General features: G+C 56.6%; 19 protein-coding genes and 4 pseudogenes. 14 read left to right on the forward strand and 9 right to left on the reverse strand.

Annotated features, from left to right (window positions below):
- On the reverse strand, nucleotides 1-201 hold a 201-nt coding region (locus JCM13995_RS16070; RefSeq protein ID WP_225350816.1), incomplete at its 3' end, for a hypothetical protein.
- A 232-nt stretch (nucleotides 202-433) separates the two neighbouring features.
- Between JCM13995_RS16070 and rpsI the strand changes: the two are divergent.
- A pseudogene (gene rpsI, locus JCM13995_RS14485) lies at nucleotides 434-517 on the forward strand (30S ribosomal protein S9); the annotation flags it as partial.
- Nucleotides 518-581: 64 nt separating this feature from the next.
- Here rpsI and JCM13995_RS08640 read toward each other — a convergent pair.
- On the reverse strand, nucleotides 582-1,364 hold the full coding sequence (locus tag JCM13995_RS08640; RefSeq protein ID WP_054664668.1) for a GntR family transcriptional regulator: 783 nt from the start codon (nucleotides 1,362-1,364) through the stop codon (nucleotides 582-584).
- 130 nt (nucleotides 1,365-1,494) lie between these two features.
- Here JCM13995_RS08640 and JCM13995_RS08645 point away from each other — a divergent pair, with 130 nt between their 5' ends.
- From JCM13995_RS08645 to JCM13995_RS08655, 3 genes and pseudogenes are all read left to right on the forward strand, one after another.
- Nucleotides 1,495-2,871: a glycoside hydrolase family 1 protein gene (locus tag JCM13995_RS08645; protein WP_054664672.1), complete on the forward strand. Its 1,377-nt coding sequence runs from the start codon at nucleotides 1,495-1,497 to the stop codon at nucleotides 2,869-2,871.
- Between the two features lie 29 nt (nucleotides 2,872-2,900).
- Nucleotides 2,901-4,232 carry a PTS sugar transporter subunit IIC gene (locus tag JCM13995_RS08650; protein ID WP_054664675.1) on the forward strand — a complete coding sequence of 444 codons (1,332 nt, stop codon included), beginning with the start codon at nucleotides 2,901-2,903 and terminating at the stop codon, nucleotides 4,230-4,232.
- A 98-nt stretch (nucleotides 4,233-4,330) separates the two neighbouring features.
- A pseudogene (locus tag JCM13995_RS08655) lies at nucleotides 4,331-5,379 on the forward strand (glycosyltransferase family 2 protein).
- Between the two features lie 64 nt (nucleotides 5,380-5,443).
- Here JCM13995_RS08655 and JCM13995_RS08660 read toward each other — a convergent pair.
- A complete protein-coding gene (locus tag JCM13995_RS08660) occupies nucleotides 5,444-6,172 on the reverse strand; it encodes a M57 family metalloprotease (protein WP_054664679.1) in 729 nt (242 codons plus the stop codon).
- A 155-nt stretch (nucleotides 6,173-6,327) separates the two neighbouring features.
- On the reverse strand, nucleotides 6,328-6,939 hold the full coding sequence (locus tag JCM13995_RS08665) for a sugar O-acetyltransferase (protein ID WP_054664682.1): 612 nt from the start codon (nucleotides 6,937-6,939) through the stop codon (nucleotides 6,328-6,330).
- A gap of 310 nt (nucleotides 6,940-7,249) precedes the next feature.
- Between JCM13995_RS08665 and spxB the strand changes: the two genes are divergently transcribed.
- Nucleotides 7,250-9,046, forward strand: a complete 1,797-nt coding sequence (gene spxB / locus JCM13995_RS08670) for a pyruvate oxidase (protein WP_054664685.1) — start codon at nucleotides 7,250-7,252, stop codon at nucleotides 9,044-9,046.
- Nucleotides 9,047-9,195: 149 nt separating this feature from the next.
- Here spxB and JCM13995_RS16075 read toward each other — a convergent pair whose 3' ends face one another.
- Both JCM13995_RS16075 and JCM13995_RS16080 read right to left on the reverse strand, forming a co-directional pair.
- Nucleotides 9,196-9,666 carry a helix-turn-helix transcriptional regulator gene (locus tag JCM13995_RS16075; protein ID WP_054664688.1) on the reverse strand — a complete coding sequence of 157 codons (471 nt, stop codon included), beginning with the start codon at nucleotides 9,664-9,666 and terminating at the stop codon, nucleotides 9,196-9,198.
- Entirely contained in the window at nucleotides 9,626-10,006 is a 381-nt protein-coding gene (locus JCM13995_RS16080) for a hypothetical protein (RefSeq protein ID WP_054664691.1), read from the reverse strand. The genes JCM13995_RS16075 and JCM13995_RS16080 overlap by 41 nt, the downstream gene beginning before the upstream one ends.
- 134 nt (nucleotides 10,007-10,140) lie before the next feature.
- Between JCM13995_RS16080 and JCM13995_RS18095 the strand changes: the two genes are divergently transcribed.
- The 3 genes and pseudogenes from JCM13995_RS18095 (at nucleotide 10,141) to JCM13995_RS08695 (ending at nucleotide 11,738) form a co-directional block, all read left to right on the forward strand.
- Nucleotides 10,141-10,416, forward strand: coding sequence for a PAS domain-containing protein (locus JCM13995_RS18095; RefSeq protein WP_225350815.1), 276 nt, complete (start codon nucleotides 10,141-10,143; stop codon nucleotides 10,414-10,416).
- Nucleotides 10,344-10,823, forward strand: a complete 480-nt coding sequence (locus tag JCM13995_RS13890; protein ID WP_263849632.1) for a prolipoprotein diacylglyceryl transferase — start codon at nucleotides 10,344-10,346, stop codon at nucleotides 10,821-10,823. The genes JCM13995_RS18095 and JCM13995_RS13890 overlap by 73 nt, the downstream gene beginning before the upstream one ends.
- Before the next feature lies 1 nt (nucleotide 10,824).
- A pseudogene (locus tag JCM13995_RS08695) lies at nucleotides 10,825-11,738 on the forward strand (FAD:protein FMN transferase).
- Between the two features lie 38 nt (nucleotides 11,739-11,776).
- On the opposite strand, the gene JCM13995_RS08700 reads toward JCM13995_RS08695, so the two are convergent.
- The gene (locus tag JCM13995_RS08700) at nucleotides 11,777-12,235 is read right to left on the reverse strand and encodes a GNAT family N-acetyltransferase (RefSeq protein ID WP_054664701.1); all 459 of its coding nucleotides are present in this window, start codon (nucleotides 12,233-12,235) and stop codon (nucleotides 11,777-11,779) included.
- A gap of 200 nt (nucleotides 12,236-12,435) precedes the next feature.
- Between JCM13995_RS08700 and JCM13995_RS08705 the strand changes: the two genes are divergently transcribed.
- From JCM13995_RS08705 to JCM13995_RS08715, 3 genes are all read left to right on the forward strand, one after another.
- Nucleotides 12,436-13,188 (forward strand): hypothetical protein, encoded by a 753-nt coding sequence (locus JCM13995_RS08705; protein ID WP_156314392.1) that lies wholly within the window; start codon nucleotides 12,436-12,438, stop codon nucleotides 13,186-13,188.
- 189 nt (nucleotides 13,189-13,377) lie between these two features.
- Nucleotides 13,378-14,277, forward strand: coding sequence for an ABC transporter ATP-binding protein (locus JCM13995_RS08710; protein WP_054664707.1), 900 nt, complete (start codon nucleotides 13,378-13,380; stop codon nucleotides 14,275-14,277).
- Nucleotides 14,270-15,505, forward strand: a complete 1,236-nt coding sequence (locus JCM13995_RS08715; RefSeq protein WP_156314393.1) for an ABC transporter permease — start codon at nucleotides 14,270-14,272, stop codon at nucleotides 15,503-15,505. Before JCM13995_RS08710 ends, JCM13995_RS08715 begins: the two co-directional genes overlap by 8 nt.
- Before the next feature lie 18 nt (nucleotides 15,506-15,523).
- On the opposite strand, the gene JCM13995_RS14490 is transcribed toward JCM13995_RS08715, so the two are convergent.
- Nucleotides 15,524-15,757, reverse strand: coding sequence for a hypothetical protein (locus tag JCM13995_RS14490; RefSeq protein WP_156314394.1), 234 nt, complete (start codon nucleotides 15,755-15,757; stop codon nucleotides 15,524-15,526).
- An 83-nt stretch (nucleotides 15,758-15,840) separates the two neighbouring features.
- On the opposite strand from JCM13995_RS14490, the gene JCM13995_RS08725 reads away from it, so the two are divergent.
- Nucleotides 15,841-16,365, forward strand: a complete 525-nt coding sequence (locus tag JCM13995_RS08725; RefSeq protein WP_156314395.1) for a GNAT family N-acetyltransferase — start codon at nucleotides 15,841-15,843, stop codon at nucleotides 16,363-16,365.
- Between the two features lie 38 nt (nucleotides 16,366-16,403).
- On the opposite strand, the gene JCM13995_RS08730 is transcribed toward JCM13995_RS08725, so the two are convergent.
- Nucleotides 16,404-17,495 carry a glycosyltransferase gene (locus JCM13995_RS08730; RefSeq protein WP_054664720.1) on the reverse strand — a complete coding sequence of 364 codons (1,092 nt, stop codon included), beginning with the start codon at nucleotides 17,493-17,495 and terminating at the stop codon, nucleotides 16,404-16,406.
- Nucleotides 17,496-17,931: 436 nt separating this feature from the next.
- Between JCM13995_RS08730 and proB the strand changes: the two are divergent.
- Nucleotides 17,932-18,743, forward strand: a pseudogene (gene proB, locus JCM13995_RS08735) (glutamate 5-kinase).
- The coding region (locus tag JCM13995_RS08740; RefSeq protein ID WP_082397788.1) for a glutamate-5-semialdehyde dehydrogenase at nucleotides 18,740-19,548 on the forward strand (809 nt) is incomplete at its 3' end. The pseudogene proB and the gene JCM13995_RS08740, both read left to right, overlap by 4 nt.

Below are 19,548 nucleotides of genomic sequence, written 5' to 3' on the forward strand. Positions count from 1 at the left end.
CCTTGCGTCCACTTTCTTCATATGCATACCGTTATCTGTCCAATGTAGACCGTTCAACAAATGTAGATGCCAAGTGTTATGCCAGTCAGCAACCTTGATGTTGGTCATACTGGCGGCGAAGGCGATTGAGGCGGGGACAAAGAGTTGGGCGAATAGCATAATCAATGCGGCGAAAATGGGGGTTCGCCGGGCTGCTTTCATCAATGTAATTTCCTCCATATTTATTGATTTGTTCTTGAATAAAGCGAACTTTGAGGGACGAAAAAAGCAGGTCTGGGAGCAACCTGCTTTACGTTCATTTGTACGTTTGCTTTGCGTTAATCGTAGCTTTACGAAATGCCCATTTTGTACCAAATTAGGGCGTCACGCTCAAAACTCGTTGAAATTCCATAAAAGTGAGTGAATAGAAACGTTGATATAAAGGGATTTTGAAACTCGGTTAAACCGTATAAAACCGAGGAACGTAAAGTACGGTTTGAAGAAAGCCCGCAAGGCGAGCCAGTTCTCAAAGCGTTAATCTTTCGTTCAATTTACGCGAATACAACGAAGCGACTCTCATCCGAGAGCCGCTTTTTTTGTATTTATCTGCTAGAAATGGTGGGCCAGGACAGCAGTCCAAGTCTCTGACTGGTAGGTTGATTGTCACAGCATTGGCCGCTCGGGGTGGTAGACCACGATTGATCCCTTGTCGTACCGGTTGCGGGTGAACGAATACTCAAACGGGGTCCCGTCCGCGAGCGAGAGATCTGTTCCACTTCAAGCATTGGGGTGTCCGATACTGCGTCGAGGTAGCGGCGGTCGTAAGCATTGGGTTGCGCCGCGCGAATGATACGGTACGCGGCGCCAATGGTCTCGCCGAGTTCCTCGTGCATGTAGTGATAAATTGAGTGGTGCAGCACGCCCTTGTTGAGGCCTGGGACGACCTTGACCGGCATGATGGAGTGTTCAATTTTCCATGGCGTGCCGTCCACGATGCGCAGCCGGACGAAGTCATACACGGCATCTGCAATGGCCAGGTTCAGATTTTCCTGCTCCTTGGCCTCAGGTAGGCGTACATCATAGTCAATGACCTCGCTGGTCACCGTGTGACCGCGCATCAACTCGGTCGTGCCAACATATTGGTCCACTGTTGCATCGAATTTCGACAACAGGTTAATATTTTGCTTCACGTACGTCCCCGAACCCTGCTTGCTGTAGATCAAGCCCTCGTTGATCAAAAGATCCAAGGCTTTTTGAATGGTCACGCGACTGGTTTTGAACATCTTCGCCAGGGACACCTGATCCGGCAAGGGAACGTCGCTGGTGTATTCGCCACGCATGATTTGAGCCTTGATTTGTTTTCCAATCTCAATATATTTTGCCATTTGTCTACCCTCCAAAAAAGCGCTGTCATCGAGACTATAACACCTTTCTGAAAATTTGGATAGTCAAGTGTACTAATTCGTCTTTGCTAAAAGTCCCCACGGCGCTTATATTGCACGGTGGAGGTAGGACATGACAACACTAAGTAAAGATTTCCTGTGGGGCAATTCGACCTCAAGCATGCAAACTGAAGGCGCTTGGAATCTCGATGGCAAAGGACCGTCTGTTTATGACATCAAGAAAGCTGGTCCCGATAGCTCCGACTGGAAAGATGCCATTGACGAGTACCACCGCTACCCGGAAGACGTTGACTGGATGGCGAAGATGAACATGAACTGCTACCGGTTCCAGATCTCCTGGAGCCGGGTCTGCCCGGAAGGCGACGGGCCGTTCAACGAGGCCGGCATCGCGTTTTACGACCGGCTGATCGACGAGCTGCTGGCCCACCACATCCAGCCGATGATCTGCCTGTACCACTTCGACATGCCGCTGAGCCTGGCGAAGCGGTACAACGGGTTTGTTTCCCGCGAGGTCACCGATGCCTTTGTCCGCTACGGCGAGGAAATGGTCAAACGCTTTGCCGGCAAGGTCAAGTACTGGATCACGTTCAACGAGCACAACTGCTTCACCTATGACCCGGGCCTGGACAGCGGCGGCAATCTCACCGCGCCGCGCGACATTCGCACGCTGTACGCGATGAGCCACCACACCCTGCTGGCGCACGCGAAGATCACGGCCTTCATCCGGCAGAACTACCCGGACCTGAAGATCGGCGGCATGCTGGCGTACGCAGAGGTGTACCCGAGCACTTCTGATCCCGAGGATGTCGAGGCCACGCGGCGGATCGATGAGTTCGTGAACAACAATTATCTGGATGTGTTCACGAGCGGTCACTACTCGCCTGAGGTCCTGCACTTCATGAAGGGAAACGGGCTGATGGATTTGATCCAGCCCGGCGACCTTGAGACGCTGGCGCAAACGACCAGCGACTTCATCGCGTTCAGTTATTATGCGTCCTCCGCCATCGACCACACGAAGATCGACATTGATTCGCCGGTCAACTGGTGGTTCACGCAAGGCACCGTCCCGAACCCGCACCTTGAGGCCAGCGAGTGGGGCTGGCAGATCGATCCGACCGGGTTCAAGAACGTTCTCGCTAAGATCTGGACCCGCACCGGGTTGCCGGTGTTCCCCATTGAAAACGGTCTTGGCGTTCGTGAGCACTGGGACGGTGAGCACCCGATCGATGACGACTATCGCATCCAGTATCACCGCGCGCACATTCAGGCGCTCAAGGATGCGGTGAGCGATTACGGCGTGAAAGTTTTAGGCTACTTAGGCTGGGGCCTCATCGATATCCCCAGCTCGAAAGGAGATGTCGCCAAGCGGTACGGTGCGGTTTACGTGAACCGCACGAATCACGAGCTCTTAGATCTGCGCCGCGTACCGAAGCGCAGTTTTGCCTGGTTCCAAAAAGCTTATGGTTCCAACGGTGAGGATTTGGATTAAGCAATTTATTGAGAATTGGAGGAAAGAACATGGAAGCATCTAAGAGTCACAAGTTCTTAGATAAATTCTCCGAGGTCGCCGGGCGCATTGGCAACCAGGTCCACCTCAGATCATTACGTGATGCCTTTGCCACAATCATGCCCTTATTCATCTTGGCAGGCCTTGGCACCTTGATCAACAACGTCGTCTTTCCCTGGATCGCGACAGGGAAGACCCTGGCGAACCTGCAAACATGGGGTACGCTCATCGCCAACGGGACGTTGAACATTGCCGGGTTGATGCTGGCGCCGGTCGTCGGCTACATCCTGGCGAAGAATAAGGGGTACCGCAGTCCGTTGACGGCGGCGGTCATTTCACTGGCCAGTCTGGTCATCATGATGCCGATTACCACGCAGATGACGCCGGTTGGCAAGACCACCGCGGTTAACGTGACCGGCGGGTTGAGTTTTGCCAACCTGGGGACCACCGGCATGTTCGCCGGCATCATCATTGGGCTGGTCGCAACGGAGATTTTCATTCGGTTCAGCAACATCAAGCGCCTGCAGATCCACCTGGGTGATCAGATCCCGCCGGCCGTTGGGGATTCGTTCAACTCCCTGATTCCGGCGCTGATCACGCTGAGTATCTTCGCTTTGATCGGGGCGCTGCTCATTGTGCTTTGGAACAGTAACCTGATTGCCTTGATTGCGATGATCATCCAAGAGCCGCTGCGCCGGCTAAACACCAGCCTGCCTGGCATGCTGGTCATCTACTCTTGCGGTAACTTCCTGTACACCTTGGGGATTCACCAGGCGGTCATCAATGGGACTTTGCTTGATCCCGTGCTGCTGGTCAACATGGCGAAAAACACCGCGGCTTACGCGGCGCACAAGCCGATTCCTTACATCATGACGAACACGTTCCGGGATACCTTCGGTATGATGGGCGGCACTGGTTCGACCATTGCGTTGTTGATCGCGGTCTTCATGTTCTCGAAGATCAAGGCCAACCGTGATGTTGCGGCGCTGTCGTTTGTTCCTGGGCTGTTCAACATCAACGAGCCCGTCATCTTCGGCTTCCCGATCGTCTTTAACATTCCGATGATGATTCCGTTTGTGCTGAACCCGGTCATCGGCATTCTGATTGCGTACGCGGCCACTGCCATGGGCTTCATGAGCCGCGTCGTGGTGATGGTGCCATGGACGACACCGCCACTGATTTCAGGATTTCTCGCCACTGCGGGGGATTGGCGAGCCGTGGTCGTTCAGATCCTCATCTTGGTCGTCAACATCGTCGTTTACATTCCGTTCCTGAAGGTCAGTGAGAAAGTCACGGCCACGCAGGCGGCGCAAGCCAAAGCGGCAGAAACTGCGAAAGCGTAGAATTGGTATTATCGAAGGGTCCGTTTGCCCAATCGGTGGTTGACCACCGGGGCAGGCGCCCTTTTTTGATTATGGTAAAATACAGCCGGAGGTAGTTTATGGCCCAACCCTTAATTTCGGTGATCATGCCGGTTTACAATGCAGAAAAATACTTAGCCGCCGCGCTGGATAGCTTGTTGGCGCAGGACTATCACAACTTCGAGGCGCTGCTCATCGATGACGGTGCGGTGGATACCAGTCCGGTCATTTTGGCCGATTACGCCAGGCGGGATCCGCGTATTCACGTTACTCGCGTTAAAAATGGTGGGCAGGCACAGGCGCGCGCCGTGGGCCTGAAGCAGGCCCGAGGCCAGTACATCACCTTTATGGACAGTGATGATATGGCGCTGCCCGCCTGGCTGAGCACGATGGTCAAGACAATCGGGGATGCCGATTTAGCGGTGGTCAATTTTTACACCTACCTGGGCCCGACCAAGTCGCGCTTCTGTAAGCCCTTTGCGGCCAAGACCTTTTCGGCGCGCGGTGATGAGTGCTACCGGCTGTGGCTAGAGGACAAGGACATGCGCGGTTATCTGTGGAACAAGCTGTTTCGGGCGACGCTGTTCACACCAGCGCTGCCGGTGGCCGATTTTAACTTGATGGAGGACGCCTATCTCATCGGTCAGCTGCTCCCACGCATCACGCAAATCAATTTTGCGGATAAGCCGCTGTATTGCTACCGCCTCAATCCGGCCAGCACGGTCCACGATAAATTTCATCAAACCGACTTGATCGCGATCCATCAGCTCGGGGCGCTTTACCTGCAGGTGGCAGAGGAAAAGCCTTCGCTGACGCCGGTCGCCGTGCGCAAGTACGCCTCGCTCAGCTTGTTTGTGCTCAGTAAAATGAATCCCGCCGAACTCATTCAAAACTGGGGCTATGTTCAGCAGCTGGGCAGCGTGCTGAGCGATTACTCGCGCGTCTTTGCCAAGGAAGTCGATGCCAAGGAGGCCGCTCGCCTGACCGATGCTAAGCCCGTCAAACTGGGCGCAGTCTCCACGGCCGGCTGGCGGCGTGGTCTGAGTTGATCGGTTTGCCCAGCACGCGCGAGGCGGATAGTTCTGCGCTGGCCGAGCTCGCCCAGGATGATTCCCCTCGGGACGACTGAGCCTCCGGCACGGATACAAACAGAATAAAGGAAAAAAAAGCGGCTGCCGTGTGGCAGTCGCTTTTTAGGCGTGCGCGTAAATCTGTTTCAACGTCTGAATGTCGGCGGGGGACAGCGCGATGCGCCCTTGGTCCATTGGGTACATGACTGAGGCGCGGTCGCTGCTGTGGGCCAGCCCCAAGGCGTGGCCAATTTCGTGTAAGGCGACGGATTCCTTGACCGCTAGCTGATAGGCGGTGTTGAACTCTGCCTTAGCGTGATTCACCCCGTGGTGGGTCAGACGACTGTACACGACTGACGGACCGCCTTCGCCCAGCTCAATCGTGCTGCTGGTATCAGGCGTCGGTTTGGCGTAGGTGCCAAAGGTGATGTGATTGGAAAAAACGTTGCTGGTGCCTGGCTTCAAGCTCACGACGCCGGTCTGGTTGTAAACGGCAACGGCTTTCGCAAACGCTGCCCGGACACTCGCCGGGGTCCCAGTTTCGAAACTGTACGTGTAATGTGGTGATAGCGTGACGTGCTTCACGGCGGTTTCAATTGGCGTTGTCGCCGTAGGTTTAGTCGTTGACGATGCGACGACGGACTTTTCAGTGGCTTGTTGCGTGCATAGGCCCAGTTTGGTAGCGGCGGAGTTGGCCGTGTGTAAGGCGGCGCTGACAGTCCAGACGGTCGCATCGTGCAGTGTGGCTTGTGCAGCAGCCTGAGTCGTGGCAGGAAGCGGACTGCGCTGACTGTAAATGCCAAAGCCTGCCAAGGCAATCACGACTAAGCTGATGAGACGTTTATGACGCATGTCGCTTCCCTCCTTCGATAGACCCTTATCATATCAGAAAATGGAAGCGACAAATGTCAGCTGGATGGAAATTTAAGATTGAAGGCGCTGTCAATTTAAGCTTGGTGGTTTTGAAAAAAAAGGCGTCTCTTTGGCGGCAGGGCGCGAGGCAATGTTTAAAGGAGCCGCGGATCGATTTTCCGCTGGTTAAAATAGTACTCGCGGTCACGCTCGCCAATCGGCCGCGCGACCTTGCAGGGATCGCCGTACGCGACGACGTTTGCCGGTAGGTCGCGGGTAACCAGGCTGCCGGCACCGATGACGGTGTTATCGCCAACGGTGACGCCAGGCAGGATAGTCACGCCGGCGCCAACCCAGCAGTTCTCGCCGATGTGCACTGGGGCGCTGAACTGGTAGCCCTGCGCGCGCAACTTCGGTAGCACAGGGTGGCCGGTCGTGGCGATTGTCACGTTGGGCCCGAACATTGTGTGTGAACCGACGTAAATATGGGTATCATCGACCAGGGTCAAATTGAAGTTGGCGTATACCGCATCGCCGAAATGAACGAAGCGGCCGCCCCAGTTGGCGTGCAAGGGGGGCTCGACATAGCAGTCCGCGCCCAGCGCCGCGAACATATGCGCCAGCAGCTGCTGCCGCTTAGCTTTTTCCGCCGGTCTTGTCTGGTTGAAGTCGTATAACCACTCAAGGCACTGCTGTTGCTGGTACACTAGGTCTGGGTCGACTGGTAGGTACAGCGACTCATCATGCAATTCTGGATGTTCTTTCATTGTGCAAGGCTCCTTGTCCTAGGTGTTTCCGGTGACGACTGGTTTCATTGTACGCCTCTCGAACCTTACGCAGCAGGCCAGATCCGCACGAGTATTTTTTTGGCTTATAATACAGTCCGTTATTTTGAAATGTTACAGAAAGGGCGAGAAAAACAAACAATCAGGATAGAAATGGGTATGTTCAAACCCAACGTAAGTGGTTACAATAAGTATGTACAGCGCTTACACGGGCGTTGCAAAGAAAGCTGCTTTTTTTTCCGTCAGTACAGATTATTGACGTAAGGAATACAGACAAAGTGGAGGGATACAAATGGTTCAAACCATAAGCGGTTCAGATGCTGTCCTCAAGGTCATTGAGTCTTGGGGTGTTGATCACATTTACGGTTATCCTGGTGGTTCCTACGATTCAGGGATGAATGCGCTGTATAACCAGAAGGACAAGATTAAGTTCATCCAAGTGCGTCACGAGGAAGCCGGTGCCCTGGCGGCTTCGGCTGACGCCAAGCACTCTGGCAAGATTGGTGTGTGCTTCGGTTCCGCCGGCCCTGGTGCGATTCACCTGCTGAACGGACTTTACGATGCCAAAATCGACCGGGTCCCAGTACTGGCCATGGTTGCCCAGGTCCCGTCAACCAACATGAACATTGATTTCTTCCAAGCGATGAACGAGGAACCTGCCTTTAACGACGTTGCGATATTCAATCGCACGGTCATGACCGCTAAGAGCCTGCCAAAGGTCATCGACGAGGCCATTCAGCAAGCTTACGAGAAGCGCGGCGTGGCTGTGGTCACGATTCCTAAGGACTTTGGCTGGGCGCAGATCCCTGATACCTACGTCTCAAACGCGAACACGCAGATCGAGCCTTACGCGATCGAACCAGATCCGGTCAAGATCGACCAGGCCGTCAAGATGATTCAGGCCGCCAAAGGGCCAGTGGTTTACTTTGGCCTCGGCGCAAAGCATGCTCGCAAGCAGTTGATGAAGGTCTCCGAGAAGTTCAAGATGCCTTTGATTTCGTCTGTGCTGGCCAAAGGGGTGCTGGATGAAGACTATCCGGCTTACATGGGCTCCACTGGCCGGGTCGCGCCCAAGCCCGGCGTTGAGGCCGCAATGGCCGCTGACTTGATCCTTTGGGTCGGCAATGATGTGCCATTTGCCAGCATGCTGTTTAACCCTAAGGCAAAAGTCATTCAAATCGACATTGAAAGCACCAAGCTGGGCAAGCGTCACCACGATGACATTGCCATTCTTGCCGACGCGAAGGAAGCCCTTAAGGCGCTTTACAAGGCCGGCAAGGAGCGTGCGAACACCCCGCTGTACGATGCCTGCTTAGCCAACAAGAAGAACTGGACGGATTGGCAGGATTCCTTCAAGGATTCAACCGAAAGTCCGGTTCGCCCGGAGCCGATTTTTGACGTGTTGAACAAAGAGGCGTCAGACAAAGCGGTCTTTGCGGTCGATGTCGGCAACACGAACATCAACTTTGAGCGGCTGATCAACATCAAGCACACCCAAAAGTGGACGACTTCCGGGAAGTACGCCACGATGGGTTGGAGCTTGCCGGCGGCCATTTCAGCCAAGGTGCTTTATCCTGACCGCGATGTCTACAGCCTGTCCGGCGATGGTGCGTTTGCGATGCTGAGTGAGGAAATTCTGACCCAGTACAAGTACAAGTTGCACATCGTCAACATTGTTTTCTCCAACGAAACACTGGGCTTCATTGAGGCCGAGCAGACTGATGACAGTCATCAGCCGCTGTCCGGGGTCGATCTGCCCGCCACAGATTGGGCCAAGGTCGCCGAAGGCATGGGCGCTAAGGGCTTCACCGTGCGCACTAAGGCAGAGTTCCAGGCGGCCATTGAAGCCGCTAAGGACACGGACCTGCCGGTTGTGATCGACGTTAAACTCACACACAAGATGCCGTTCACGACGCAGCACATGACCCTAGATCCGGCGTATCAAGATCAGAAGCAAATCGATGCCTTCGTCAAGAAGTACGATGCTCAGGCCCTGCGGCCGCTGCGTGACTTTTTGAAGGAAGCCAAGGCTGCCCAAACGGCTAAAAAAACAGGCTGCCAAGGATGTAAAAGCCGGCAAAAGCGGTAAGTAGCCGTTCGCCGATTACCACCAATGGGCTGTCGGCCCGGCATGCGCTGCGCGCGTTCTTGCAACGCGAGTGGCGCGCGCTGCTGCGCCGGCCGCACCCAAAGTCAGACGGCTGATCGTCAAAAAAAGCCTCGCAGTTGCGAGACTTTTCATGGCTTGAAGGCGTGACGGTAGGCAGTCGGTGACTGGCCGAAAAAGGCTTTGAAGTGCCGGTCGAAATTGGCCGGGTTCTTGTAACCGACGGCCAGGGCGATGTCTGCAATGCTTTGGGTCGTCAGCTCCAGCAGCTTTTTGGCCTGATTCATCCGGATGAAGCGCAGCTCCTCGGTGAACGACTTGTGGTAAAGCTGCCGCGCCAGGCGCGAAAAGTAGTTGGGTTCGTAGCCGAAATGCGCGGCGGTCTTTGCCAGCGTGACTTTCGCTAGGTTCGTGGTCATGTAGTTTAGAATGACCGCCGCCTGGCGCGTCTTTGGCGCGTGCCGTAGGGCCTCTTCGGGAAAGTCGGACTCGATGATCATCATCGCGTTGAAATCGGCCCGTGACAATTCCGTGAGCAGCAGGTGGCAAAGTGTGCTTTTCTCATAGGCCAGGACCGCATCCTGTGGTGTCGTTTTTTTCAAGGTTGACCAGCTGAGCACAGTAACCATCGCACAGTTCATGGTTGATGCGGCGAAAGACGATGTGCGCGTCCTCTGAAGTGGCCAGCATCGAGGCAATCAGCTCGTTGGGTCCAAAGTCGGAATCCTTGGCCAGTGCCAGCTGAAAGACTCGCACGGCCAAGGATTGGCCTGCAATCGGCAGCAACTCAGCGCCTTGGCTGGCCCGCAGCAGGACGATGTCACCTTGCCTCAGATCCAGTGTGCGCGCCGGCAATTTCAGCGCGCAGGCGCTTTGGCACTGCAGGATCGCAAAGGGGATCCGAGTGGTCGCACTGACCGGCGTGGATCTGATCAGCGTCAAATGTTGGGCTCATACCCCTGAAAAGTTTCTAACATGGCGTCCCTCCAATCTTCAGAATAATGGAGTGGTGAAGAAGACGCAACTAAGGAGAAGATATCAATGGCAAAACCAGAATATGACGGTGCTACATTAACATGGCAACAGGGCGGCTGTCCCTGCTTGAGGTGCAGCAGATCTTCAGCACGATTCCGTTTGAAATTGACTTGATCGATCACGACGATAAGTTCAGCTGGTATTCCAACAAACCTAACCGCGAACATGTCCGCCACACGACTGAACTTGGTGAAAACGTGCAAGACTGCATCCTGCAAAAGTTTGGCCCATCGTCAAGGGCATCATTGACAGCTTTAAGGACGGGTCTCGCGACTCGGTTGCGCGGCCACTGGTCATGCATGGCCACCGCGTGTTGATCCGCTACTACGCACTGCGCGATGAGGACGGCAACTACCTGGGGACCATCGAGTTCACCGGCAGCGTCGAGTCGATCCTGCAGGCCTACGAAAACGGCGGCTGGGCTGATGCGTCCACTGGTGCCTCCAAGGCCGATGGCAAGACAGGGCAAGATGCGGATGCCTCAACCGGTGCTTCAGAGGAGACGCCTGCGCAGTCAGACGCCTCAACGGGTGCTTCAGAGGAGACAGCCACAGCGGACGCGTCCACCGGCGCTTCCGAGGAAACGAGTGCCCCAAAGGCGGACGCCTCGACCGGGGCCTCCGAGGAAACGAGCACCCCAAAGGCCGACGCTTCGACCGGCGCTTCCGAAAGCGGCCCTGTCGGCACGGATCCTAAGGCTGGCCCGTTCAGTTACGATCTGTAACATGACAAAGCGAGTAAAAACGCTGCATGCGCTGGGGACCCGGATCAACCTCACCGTTTTTGGTGAGGCGGACGACGCCCCACTGGATGCGGCAGCCGCGCTGATTCAACAAGAGGAAGACCGGCTGACGGTCAACCGCGCAGTGTCTGAAGTCATGGCCGTGAACCATGCTGCCGGCCAATCGGCGGTGCCCGTGTCATCGGGAACCTTTAGCTTGATTGCCCAGCCGTGGCCGCCAGCCGGGAAAACTTTGGGTTCAACGCGCTGATTGGGCCGCTGGTGAAGTTGTGGAAGATTGGCTTCCCCGGCGCCAACGTGCCGGCAGATGCCGACATTCAGGCGCGAATGAAGTTAATCGACCCCAGCGCCGTGACGCTGGCGCCAGGGGAGCGCACGGTGATGCTCAACCAGGCCGGTATGGAGCTGGATCTTGGCGGCATTGCGAAGGGCTACATCGCCGATCAAATCAAGACGCTGTGGCAGGCCTACGGGGTCACCGCTGGCATTATCGATCTTGGCGGCAACTTGCTGACAGTGGGCGAGTCGCCGCGCCGCGCAGACGGGCAGTGGGTCATTGGCGTCCAGGATCCAGCCAAGCGGCGAAATGTCGACCTTGGAGTCACTGTGGTGCCGGCGTGCTCTGCCGTCACCTCCGGGATTTACGAGCGCTTCTTGATCAAAAACGGCAAGCAGTACCACCACTTGCTCGATCCGCGCACGGGCTACCCACTGCAAACCGCGCTTGCCGGGGTGACGGTTTTCACCAGTACCTCACTGCAAGGCGAGGTGGAGGCCAAACGGCTGTTTTTCCACGGCAGTGTACCGGCTGGCTGGCTGGATGATCCGGCTCACCTGGGGGCGGTGTTCGCCTACCAGGACGGGCATCATGAAACGTGCGGCGTGACGCTGACCTAAATTGACGTGAGCACCCAAAAAAAACCAGGACAACTTTTTCAGTTGGCCTGGTTTTTTGGCTGTCGAAGCATGTCCACATGGGGGATGCCGTCCTCCAAATAGACAGAGGAGATTGGGGTGAAGCCAAAGTCAGCGTAAAAGTGGCGGAGGTAATTTTGAGCCTGAATCTTGATCGGTTTGGCAGGGGCGATTTGGTTGATTCGCGCGAGCGTTGCTAAGATCAGCTGTCGGGCCAGGCCCTGCCCGCGGCACGTTTTTACGACCAGCACACGCCCAAAACTGACCGCGTTCTTGTCATCGCTGGGGATGATCCGGGCATAGGCAGCAAGTCGGCCGTTCTGCCGAAGGATAACGTGTTCGGCGCGTCGGTCTTTAATATCGACTTCTTGATACGCGCAGTGTTGCTCAACCACAAAAACGCGTACTCGCGCTTCAAGAATCTCAAGCAGTTCGGCAGCTGGCAGTTGATCAGTCCGTTTGATTTCAGTAGTGAGCATGACGGTTCCTCTTTTTGTTGTGTTCAGTTCGTCTCGTTCTTCTGCCCCTTAGTTTACGCTTGCCAGCTGCAAGTGGCGACAGGGGAAAAGACTTTGAGAAAACAGATAAAAACTTCGTGACAGCGTTTTCACTCCCGCGTATGATGGAATTAGAGAGGGGTGGGAAAATGAGGAGAGTTGGCTTATTTTTGCCGGTAATTTTGTTATTGACAGTCGCAGGCTGCGGTCAGCGGCAAAGTCAGTCTACCGACAAGACGACCACCGTCAAATTTGCTGCCGTTGACACTCACGCAAAGACTGGGAAACAGGCCTCCAAAGATAATTCGCTCGGCGATACGGACACCGCCCGCGTCACGAAGCGGCTGGACGTGTTGGCGCGGTATGCCGAAGACCAGATCCCCGGGGTCAAGTTCCCGACCTTTAGTCCCTTCAGTGCTCGGGCCGGCATCAACGCGGTCGCTCAGGGGGATGCCAGTGACTACACGGTGTACTTCAGCACCAGCTCGCAGGATGTGACACCACGAGCAGCACCGTTGACGCTGCACAAGCAGACGCCGACCAGCAAGGCGGCCGCGGATAATTCGTATGCCAAGCTGGGCTATCAGGCGCTCAGTGGTGGGCAAGCCGGCGCGAAACTGACCGGCGGGGTCACGGCGGTGGTCAAAAATGATGCGAAGGCGACGGCTGTGATCTGGCACCAGGGCCGATATTCGATCACGGTGCAGTCCTTTAAGCATGATGCAGCGGCCGCAAAGGCACTGGCGCAAAAGGCAGAGGCCATCATCGCCCAGAACCCGCTGCCGAAAACCGAGACGCACGGGGCAATCGTGCTCAACGTTGAAACCAAGGCCGGCCATGCCAACACGGTCGGCTGGCGGGAAACCAGCGGCTATTATACGATCAGCGGGCATGATGCTATGGCCGTACTTAGGCTGGCGATTGGTGTGAGCTGAGCCGATTTTGCTCGTGGGTGAAACAAAATCAATTTTCAAGGCTGACCGTTTTGGACAAGGTTGCGAGCGTGTCCGAAACGGTTTTTAGTTTGCCGCAGGTGGCTGCCGAAGGGTCAAGTTATTGATTGACAGCGTTTACTTTATTCGGTAGTGTCAAAGTAGCGACTAATTTAAGCAGGGGGGTGCGAAATGCTGGAATTAAAAGGCATTACGAAACGATTTGGCCAGCAGCTGGCAGTTGCAGATGAATCATTCACGGTGCGACCGGGAGAAATTTTGGGCCTGATCGGGCAAAGTGGGGCGGGTAAGACGACCACGTTCCGAATGATTTTGGGCTTTATCCGCCCAGACCTGGGCGAGGTGCGATGGGCCGGGGAGCCCATCGCGCAGATCAACCGCGACATCATCGGTTACCTGCCGGAAGAGCGGGGACTCTATCCGAAGATGACTGTGGAGAACCAAGTCCAGTTCTTCGGCCAGCTGCACGGGATGAGCAAGGCCGCGGTCAACGCGGCACTACCCGATTGGATGGCTCGCTTTGAAGTCAAGGGTAAGCGAACAGACAAGGTCAAGGATCTGTCTAAAGGCAATCAGCAGAAGATCCAGCTGATTTGCGCACTGATCTTTCAGCCGCGGCTGCTGATCTTAGATGAGCCGTTTTCTGGGCTGGATCCGGTCAACGCGGGACTGTTGGAAGACGGGATTCGCGCCTTACAGGAAAGCGGAGCGGCCATTATTTTTTCCAGTCACGACATGAGCAACGTCGAGGCACTTTCGGACCACCTAGTGATGCTGAAAAACGGGCGGACCGTACTGGCCGGCACGGTCGAGGAGATTCGCGATTCATACGGGCGCACACGCATCAGCTTGGAGCGGCCGAGTCTTGACGAAGCCGCGCTCAGAGCACTGCCGGGGGTGGCTTCAGTGGTTAGGCACGGCGAGCACTACCTGCTTCACCTGACCGATCCAGCGGCGGGCCGAGACATTTTTCAGGCGGTCAGCCAAGGGGGGTACATCGCGGAATTTTCTCAGCAGGCGCCGGATCTGGACGAGATTTTCCGGATGAAAGTTGGTGAAGCCGATGCGTAAGATGAACTTGATCGCCGGCCAGGTGCTGCGCAAAAACCTGCGGGGCGTCTCCTGGTGGCTGATGGTCCTGATGCCGCTGCTGGCCGTGGGTGTGATTGCAGGCATCGTGTGGTACATGACCACGACGACGCAGGCGGCGAAGGTGGTGGTGATCGCCCCGGCGCCAGTCGCCGCGGCGTTGCAAAAGCAAAGCGATGACAACCAGCGCTACGTGCCGGTCGCGACCGAAGCGGCCGGCCGGCGGCAGCTGAAAAAGGAAGACGCGGACGGCATGTTAGTGGTCAAAACGACGGCGAGCGCTAAGCTGTACCGCCGCGATGATGGGCAGAGCATTTCGACGGGTCAAATCACCCAGACGCTGGCGGGGCTAAACACGCTGGCAGTGGCGCAGTCGCTGGGGTTGTCACAGGCGCAGCTTGACCGGCTGCTGGCTGCACCGAAGTTGGCGACCCGCTCTGTCGCATTTACTGACAGCGGCAAGATGACCAGTACCGCCGGCAAAAGCGACGCGATGAAGCAGGGGCTGTCCACGGCAGTCGGGTTCCTCATGTACATGTTCTTGATGAGCTACGGCAGTATCATCGCCGGGGAAATTGCGACGGAAAAAGGCTCGCGCATTGAGGAGTCAATCTTGGTCGCGATTCGGCCGCAGACGCAGTTTTACGGTAAGATTCTTGGCGTTTCCGCACTGTTGGGCCTGCAAATTGGGCTTTACGCCCTCCTGGCGGCCGGGGTCTGGCTCCTTCGAGACGCCATCCCGATGGTCAAGGACCTGCTGGCAACCGTTGATTTAGCGCAAATCGGCTGGGGCTTTGTGCTGATCTCTGTCGTCTTTTTCCTTGTCGGGATTTTGAGCTACACCGTGCTGGCCGCTATGTGTGGCTCACTGGTCGCCAATCAGGAGCAAGCCGGCCAGGCTTTGCAGCCGGTGCTTCTCTTAGCGATGGTGGGCTACTTTGCCTCACTGATGACGGCCAACGCCAATGGCCCGGTGATTGGGTTCTTGAGCTATGTGCCATTTCTGAGCCCCATGATCATGCCGGCACGCTTTGGCATTGGCCAGGCGGCATTGGGCCCGGCGCTGATCAGTTTGGCCATCAGCGTCGTTTTTCTGGGCGGCTTCACGGTGCTGGCAGAGCGGATCTACGCTGGTAATGTCTTGACCTACAGCGAAGGGGGAATCTTCAAGGCCTTGCGCAAGAGCCTGACACTGCTGCGCGCCAAGTGAATCGCGCCTGCCAGCCGGTCACGCTGCTTTTACAATGGCAACGTGACCGGCTGTTTTTTTACCCAAATGATGCACGACGCTAATCATTTCGTTACGTTGCCAGCGGATACTGAAGGCGTTGGTGAAGGCGTAAGTCCTGGAAAGTGGTTGGTGAGGATGGGGGTAATCAGTGGCGGAATAGCCGCGGCAGGGGTGGCGCTCGTGAGCTTTTTGGCGATGAGTGATCGTGCGGCGCGGTTGATCGCGCAGCATGAAGTGGTGCAATTATTTGCGGATGAAGTGCCGGAGTGAAAATGGTAGGATAGGGACAATCTGAACTCAAGGGAGTTTTCGTATTGTCTTCTAGCATGATTCGGCCCGCGACCCAGGCAGACTTTGCGGCCATTATGGCCATCATCGGGGATGCCAAGGCGTTGCTCAAGCGGCAAGGCATTCCACAGTGGCAGGCCGCGTATCCCGCCTCGGCGGACATTCAGCAGGATCTTCAGGCAGGGACTGGCCGGGTGTTGGTCGTTGCCGGCACGGCGGTTGCCTATGCCAGTTTGGAAACTGCGCCGGAGCCGGTGTATGAGCAGATTCAACAAGGTCACTGGCATTGCGGCGGGCCTTACAGCACGATTCACCGTGTGGCCATGGCGGCTGCTTTTCAGGGCCGGCACCTTAGTGTGCCCTTCATGCAAGGACTCATTGCTGAGGCCGAACGGACTTATCCGAATGTGCGCGTGGATACGCAGACCGAAAATCGCACCATGCAACACATTCTGGCACAATTGGGATTTAAACAGCGCGGGCTGGTGCGCTGGACGTTTGAGGTGCCGGTCGTCACGTGTTTCGCCTACGAGCTTAACTTGGCCGAGTAAAAAAAGCCGTTCGCGACAGGCGAACGGTTAGGTCATGGTTAGGCGGAATAAGCCGAACTTTTGGCAAGAAGCGGCGTTCCACTTGCCCCCATTTGGACAAACCGGGCAAGCACTTGGTTGTACCGCGCAATGTACGCCGGGTACGAGAACTTGGCGACACTTTGGACGATTTGCTGCTGATCCAGCTGGGCAAAGAGTTCTGGCTGATTGAGCAGTCGGGCGAGGGCGTCAGGGTCGTCTAGAGAATATAGTTGACCGTTGCGCCCGGGTTCGACAATGTCGTCTGCGCCGGAAGCAAGGTACGGACAGAGTACTGGCAGCCCGCGCGTCAGGGCCTCCAGCAGCGCCATCGGGAAGCCTTCAAACTTTGAAGTCAGCACGAGCGCGTTGGCCCTTTTGATGTGGGTCCAAACGTCGGTGGTCCAACCGTGGAACGTGACCTGCGCCGCAATGCCCAGCTGGCGCGTCAGCCGTTTGGCCGCCGGGAGATCGCGGCCGCCGCCGTACACGTCAAGGTGAATCGGCCTTGCGACCTTGGCCAAGCTGCTGAACAGGTAGTGCAGATTTTTCTGCCCGCGCAACTGAATGCGGCCCACGTAAACGAGTTTAAACACCGATGACTGGTCAAGGGTCACCCGCTGCTTGGTTTGGTCGGTGGGGTTGTATGTGAGGCCGATGCGGGCTGCCGGCACGCCTAAGCGCAGGTATTCGCGTTGAATACCACTGGAAATGGCGATGTGCGCATCCGCCTTGAGGAGCTCCTGTTCGTGAACGGCCGGTGCGTCCGGTAGTGAAAAGTGGATCCACGATACGACGCAGTAGTGCTTTTGCAGCATGGTGCGCAGATGGGTGGCCAGTTTAATGGTAAATGAGTCGACTGCGATCACGACATCGGCGTTGCAGTGGGCGAGGCGCCAGGTGTAAAGGGGCAGCCACGGCGTCCCGCCCCGGACGCCGCGCAAGACTTTGACGCGCGGATCGATGCGCGCCAACCAGGACTGGTCTGCCGACGCAATGCCCTGCACAAACGTGATGTCGTTTTCGTCTGCAAGCCCGGCGAAGGTCTTGGCCATCACCGTTTCGGTGCCGCCGGTGCCCGATTGATATTTCGTGATGAATAGAAGCTTCATAGATGAATCCCATCCTTTCGATGCGATGGGCGCGGCTATGCAGCTGGGAAAAACAAGACGCTCAGAGTCCGGGCGTCCATCGTGTGTGGCTTAACGTATTATGTTAACCTACTGTCAATTCTAACACCTGCGCTTATTTTCAGCAAATGTGCCAACGCCCCCCGACTTGCTTTCAGTCTTGCCGTTTTTCCTGTGGGTCGGATTGACAAGGGCTAGGGCAGTTGCTAAACTGTCCTCATCACTTGCGATGCAAGTAGCGGCGCACAGGAAGGCGACCCTTGACTGAAAGGTCGGCCCAGTCCGCGAATCCGACTCGCAGTTTACAATTCTTTTTAATGTTCAGTCAAAAGTGTGAAGCGCTGCTTCGAACGAGGATGGTACCGCCCAGCGATGGGTGCCTCGGCGAAGCGACGCTTTTTGTTCAGGAGGGATTCGAATGCGAGAAGCACTGACGCAATGCGACCGGGTGGTGGTAAAAGTTGGGACTAGCAGCCTGATCCATGAAAGCGGACGGGTGAATTTGCAGACCATCGATCGGCTGGCCTACGCCTTGACCGCAATGAATAATGCGGGCCGCGAGGTGGTTTTGGTCACGTCTGGTGCAATCGGGGTGGGGCTTGCGGCCCAGCACCTGACCGAGCGGCCGCAAGCCATTGCCGAGCAGCAAGCCCTGGCGGCGATTGGTCAAAGCAGCCTGATGCGGTTGTACGGTGAGCGGTTCTCGGATTATGGGGCCGCGATCGCCCAGCTCTTGCTCACGCACGATGTGTTCGATTTTCCCGAGTCGCGGCAGCACGTGCTGGACACGATCACCCAATTGTTGGCCCAGCACGTGATTCCGATCATCAACGAAAATGATTCCGTGGCCACCGATGAGCTGGACCATAAAACGACCTTTGGGGATAATGATCAGCTCTCCGCGCTGGTGGCGACCTCAATCGACGCCGATCTGCTGATCGTGTTATCGGACATTGCCGGCCTTTACGATCAAAACCCCAGGCGGCATCCAGATGCTGCGTTGATTCCCGTGGTGGCTGGCCCAGCTGCGCTTGGTCAGGTCCATGCCAGCGGTGCGGGTTCGCGGTTTGGCACCGGGGGATGGTTACGAAACTAAACGCCGCGCGCACCATGATGGCAGCTGGCAAGCAAATGGTGCTGTGTTCGGGTGCAGACCCCAAGATCCTGCTGCAGGTGCTCGCGGGTCAGCCTGTTGGAACCTGGTTTGAGGCAAAGGAGGGGCAGTCATGACAGATTTAGTGAAAATGGGCGAAGCGGCCAAGGCGGCTGCCCAGCAGCTGGCCCAGTTGTCCAGTGCTGAGAAAAACGCCGCCTTGCTGACCATGGCGGAGGCCTTGGTGTCTGCCACGCCAATGATTCTTGAGGCCAATGCAGCTGATTTGGCGGCGGCCAGCGCCTTGCCGACTAAATTTACCGACCGGCTGAGGCTGACTGCAGTGCGCGTGGCTGACATGGCCGCCGGGCTGCGGGCCGTCGCCGCGCTTGATGACCCGACGGCCAAGGCGGACAAAGGCTGGCGCACTGAGGCGGGACTGTTCATCGTGCAACAGCGGGTCCCGCTTGGCGTGGTCGGCATGATTTACGAGGCGCGGCCCAATGTGACCGTCGATGCCGCCGGGTTGACCTTAAAAAGCGGCAACGCCGTGATCCTGCGTGGCGGCAAGGAAGCCCTGCGGTCAAACATCGCGCTGGCCGGCGTGCTGCGTTCGGCGCTGACACAGGCCGGACTGCCTGCGGCTGCGGTGCAACTGATCGAAGACCCGGGTCGTGAACTGGCAACACAAATGATGCATCTGACCGATTACATTGACGTTTTGATCCCACGGGGCGGTGCCGGGTTGATCCGCGCGGTGGTGCAGCAGGCGACGGTGCCGGTGATTGAAACTGGGGCCGGCAATTGTCACATTTATGTCGATCAGGCAGCCAATCTCACCATGGCCACCGCCATTGTGGTCAACGCCAAGGTGCAGCGGCCCAGCGTTTGCAACGCGGCCGAGAAGCTGCTGATCCACCGCGGGGTCGGCGGCTGCTTACC

Source organism: Lacticaseibacillus camelliae DSM 22697 = JCM 13995, assembly GCF_001311195.1.
In the GTDB taxonomy this organism is placed as follows: domain Bacteria; phylum Bacillota; class Bacilli; order Lactobacillales; family Lactobacillaceae; genus Lacticaseibacillus; species Lacticaseibacillus camelliae.

Bases quoted from the DNA above. Each gene is read 5' to 3' on its own strand.
- JCM13995_RS08730 (WP_054664720.1), bottom strand. From the start codon at position 17,495: ATGAAGCTTCTATTCATCACGAAATATCAATCGGGCACCGGCGGCACC.
- JCM13995_RS08660 (WP_054664679.1), bottom strand. From the start codon at position 6,172: ATGCGTCATAAACGTCTCATCAGCTTAGTCGTGATTGCCTTGGCAGGC.
- JCM13995_RS08715 (WP_156314393.1), top strand. From the start codon at position 14,270: ATGCGTAAGATGAACTTGATCGCCGGCCAGGTGCTGCGCAAAAACCTG.
- JCM13995_RS08665 (WP_054664682.1), bottom strand. From the start codon at position 6,939: ATGAAAGAACATCCAGAATTGCATGATGAGTCGCTGTACCTACCAGTC.
- spxB (WP_054664685.1), top strand. From the start codon at position 7,250: ATGGTTCAAACCATAAGCGGTTCAGATGCTGTCCTCAAGGTCATTGAG.
- JCM13995_RS08645 (WP_054664672.1), top strand. From the start codon at position 1,495: ATGACAACACTAAGTAAAGATTTCCTGTGGGGCAATTCGACCTCAAGC.
- JCM13995_RS08640 (WP_054664668.1), bottom strand. From the start codon at position 1,364: ATGGCAAAATATATTGAGATTGGAAAACAAATCAAGGCTCAAATCATG.
- JCM13995_RS14490 (WP_156314394.1), bottom strand. From the start codon at position 15,757: ATGCTGCGCGATCAACCGCGCCGCACGATCACTCATCGCCAAAAAGCT.
- JCM13995_RS08700 (WP_054664701.1), bottom strand. From the start codon at position 12,235: ATGCTCACTACTGAAATCAAACGGACTGATCAACTGCCAGCTGCCGAA.
- JCM13995_RS08710 (WP_054664707.1), top strand. From the start codon at position 13,378: ATGCTGGAATTAAAAGGCATTACGAAACGATTTGGCCAGCAGCTGGCA.
- JCM13995_RS18095 (WP_225350815.1), top strand. From the start codon at position 10,141: ATGGCAACAGGGCGGCTGTCCCTGCTTGAGGTGCAGCAGATCTTCAGC.
- JCM13995_RS08650 (WP_054664675.1), top strand. From the start codon at position 2,901: ATGGAAGCATCTAAGAGTCACAAGTTCTTAGATAAATTCTCCGAGGTC.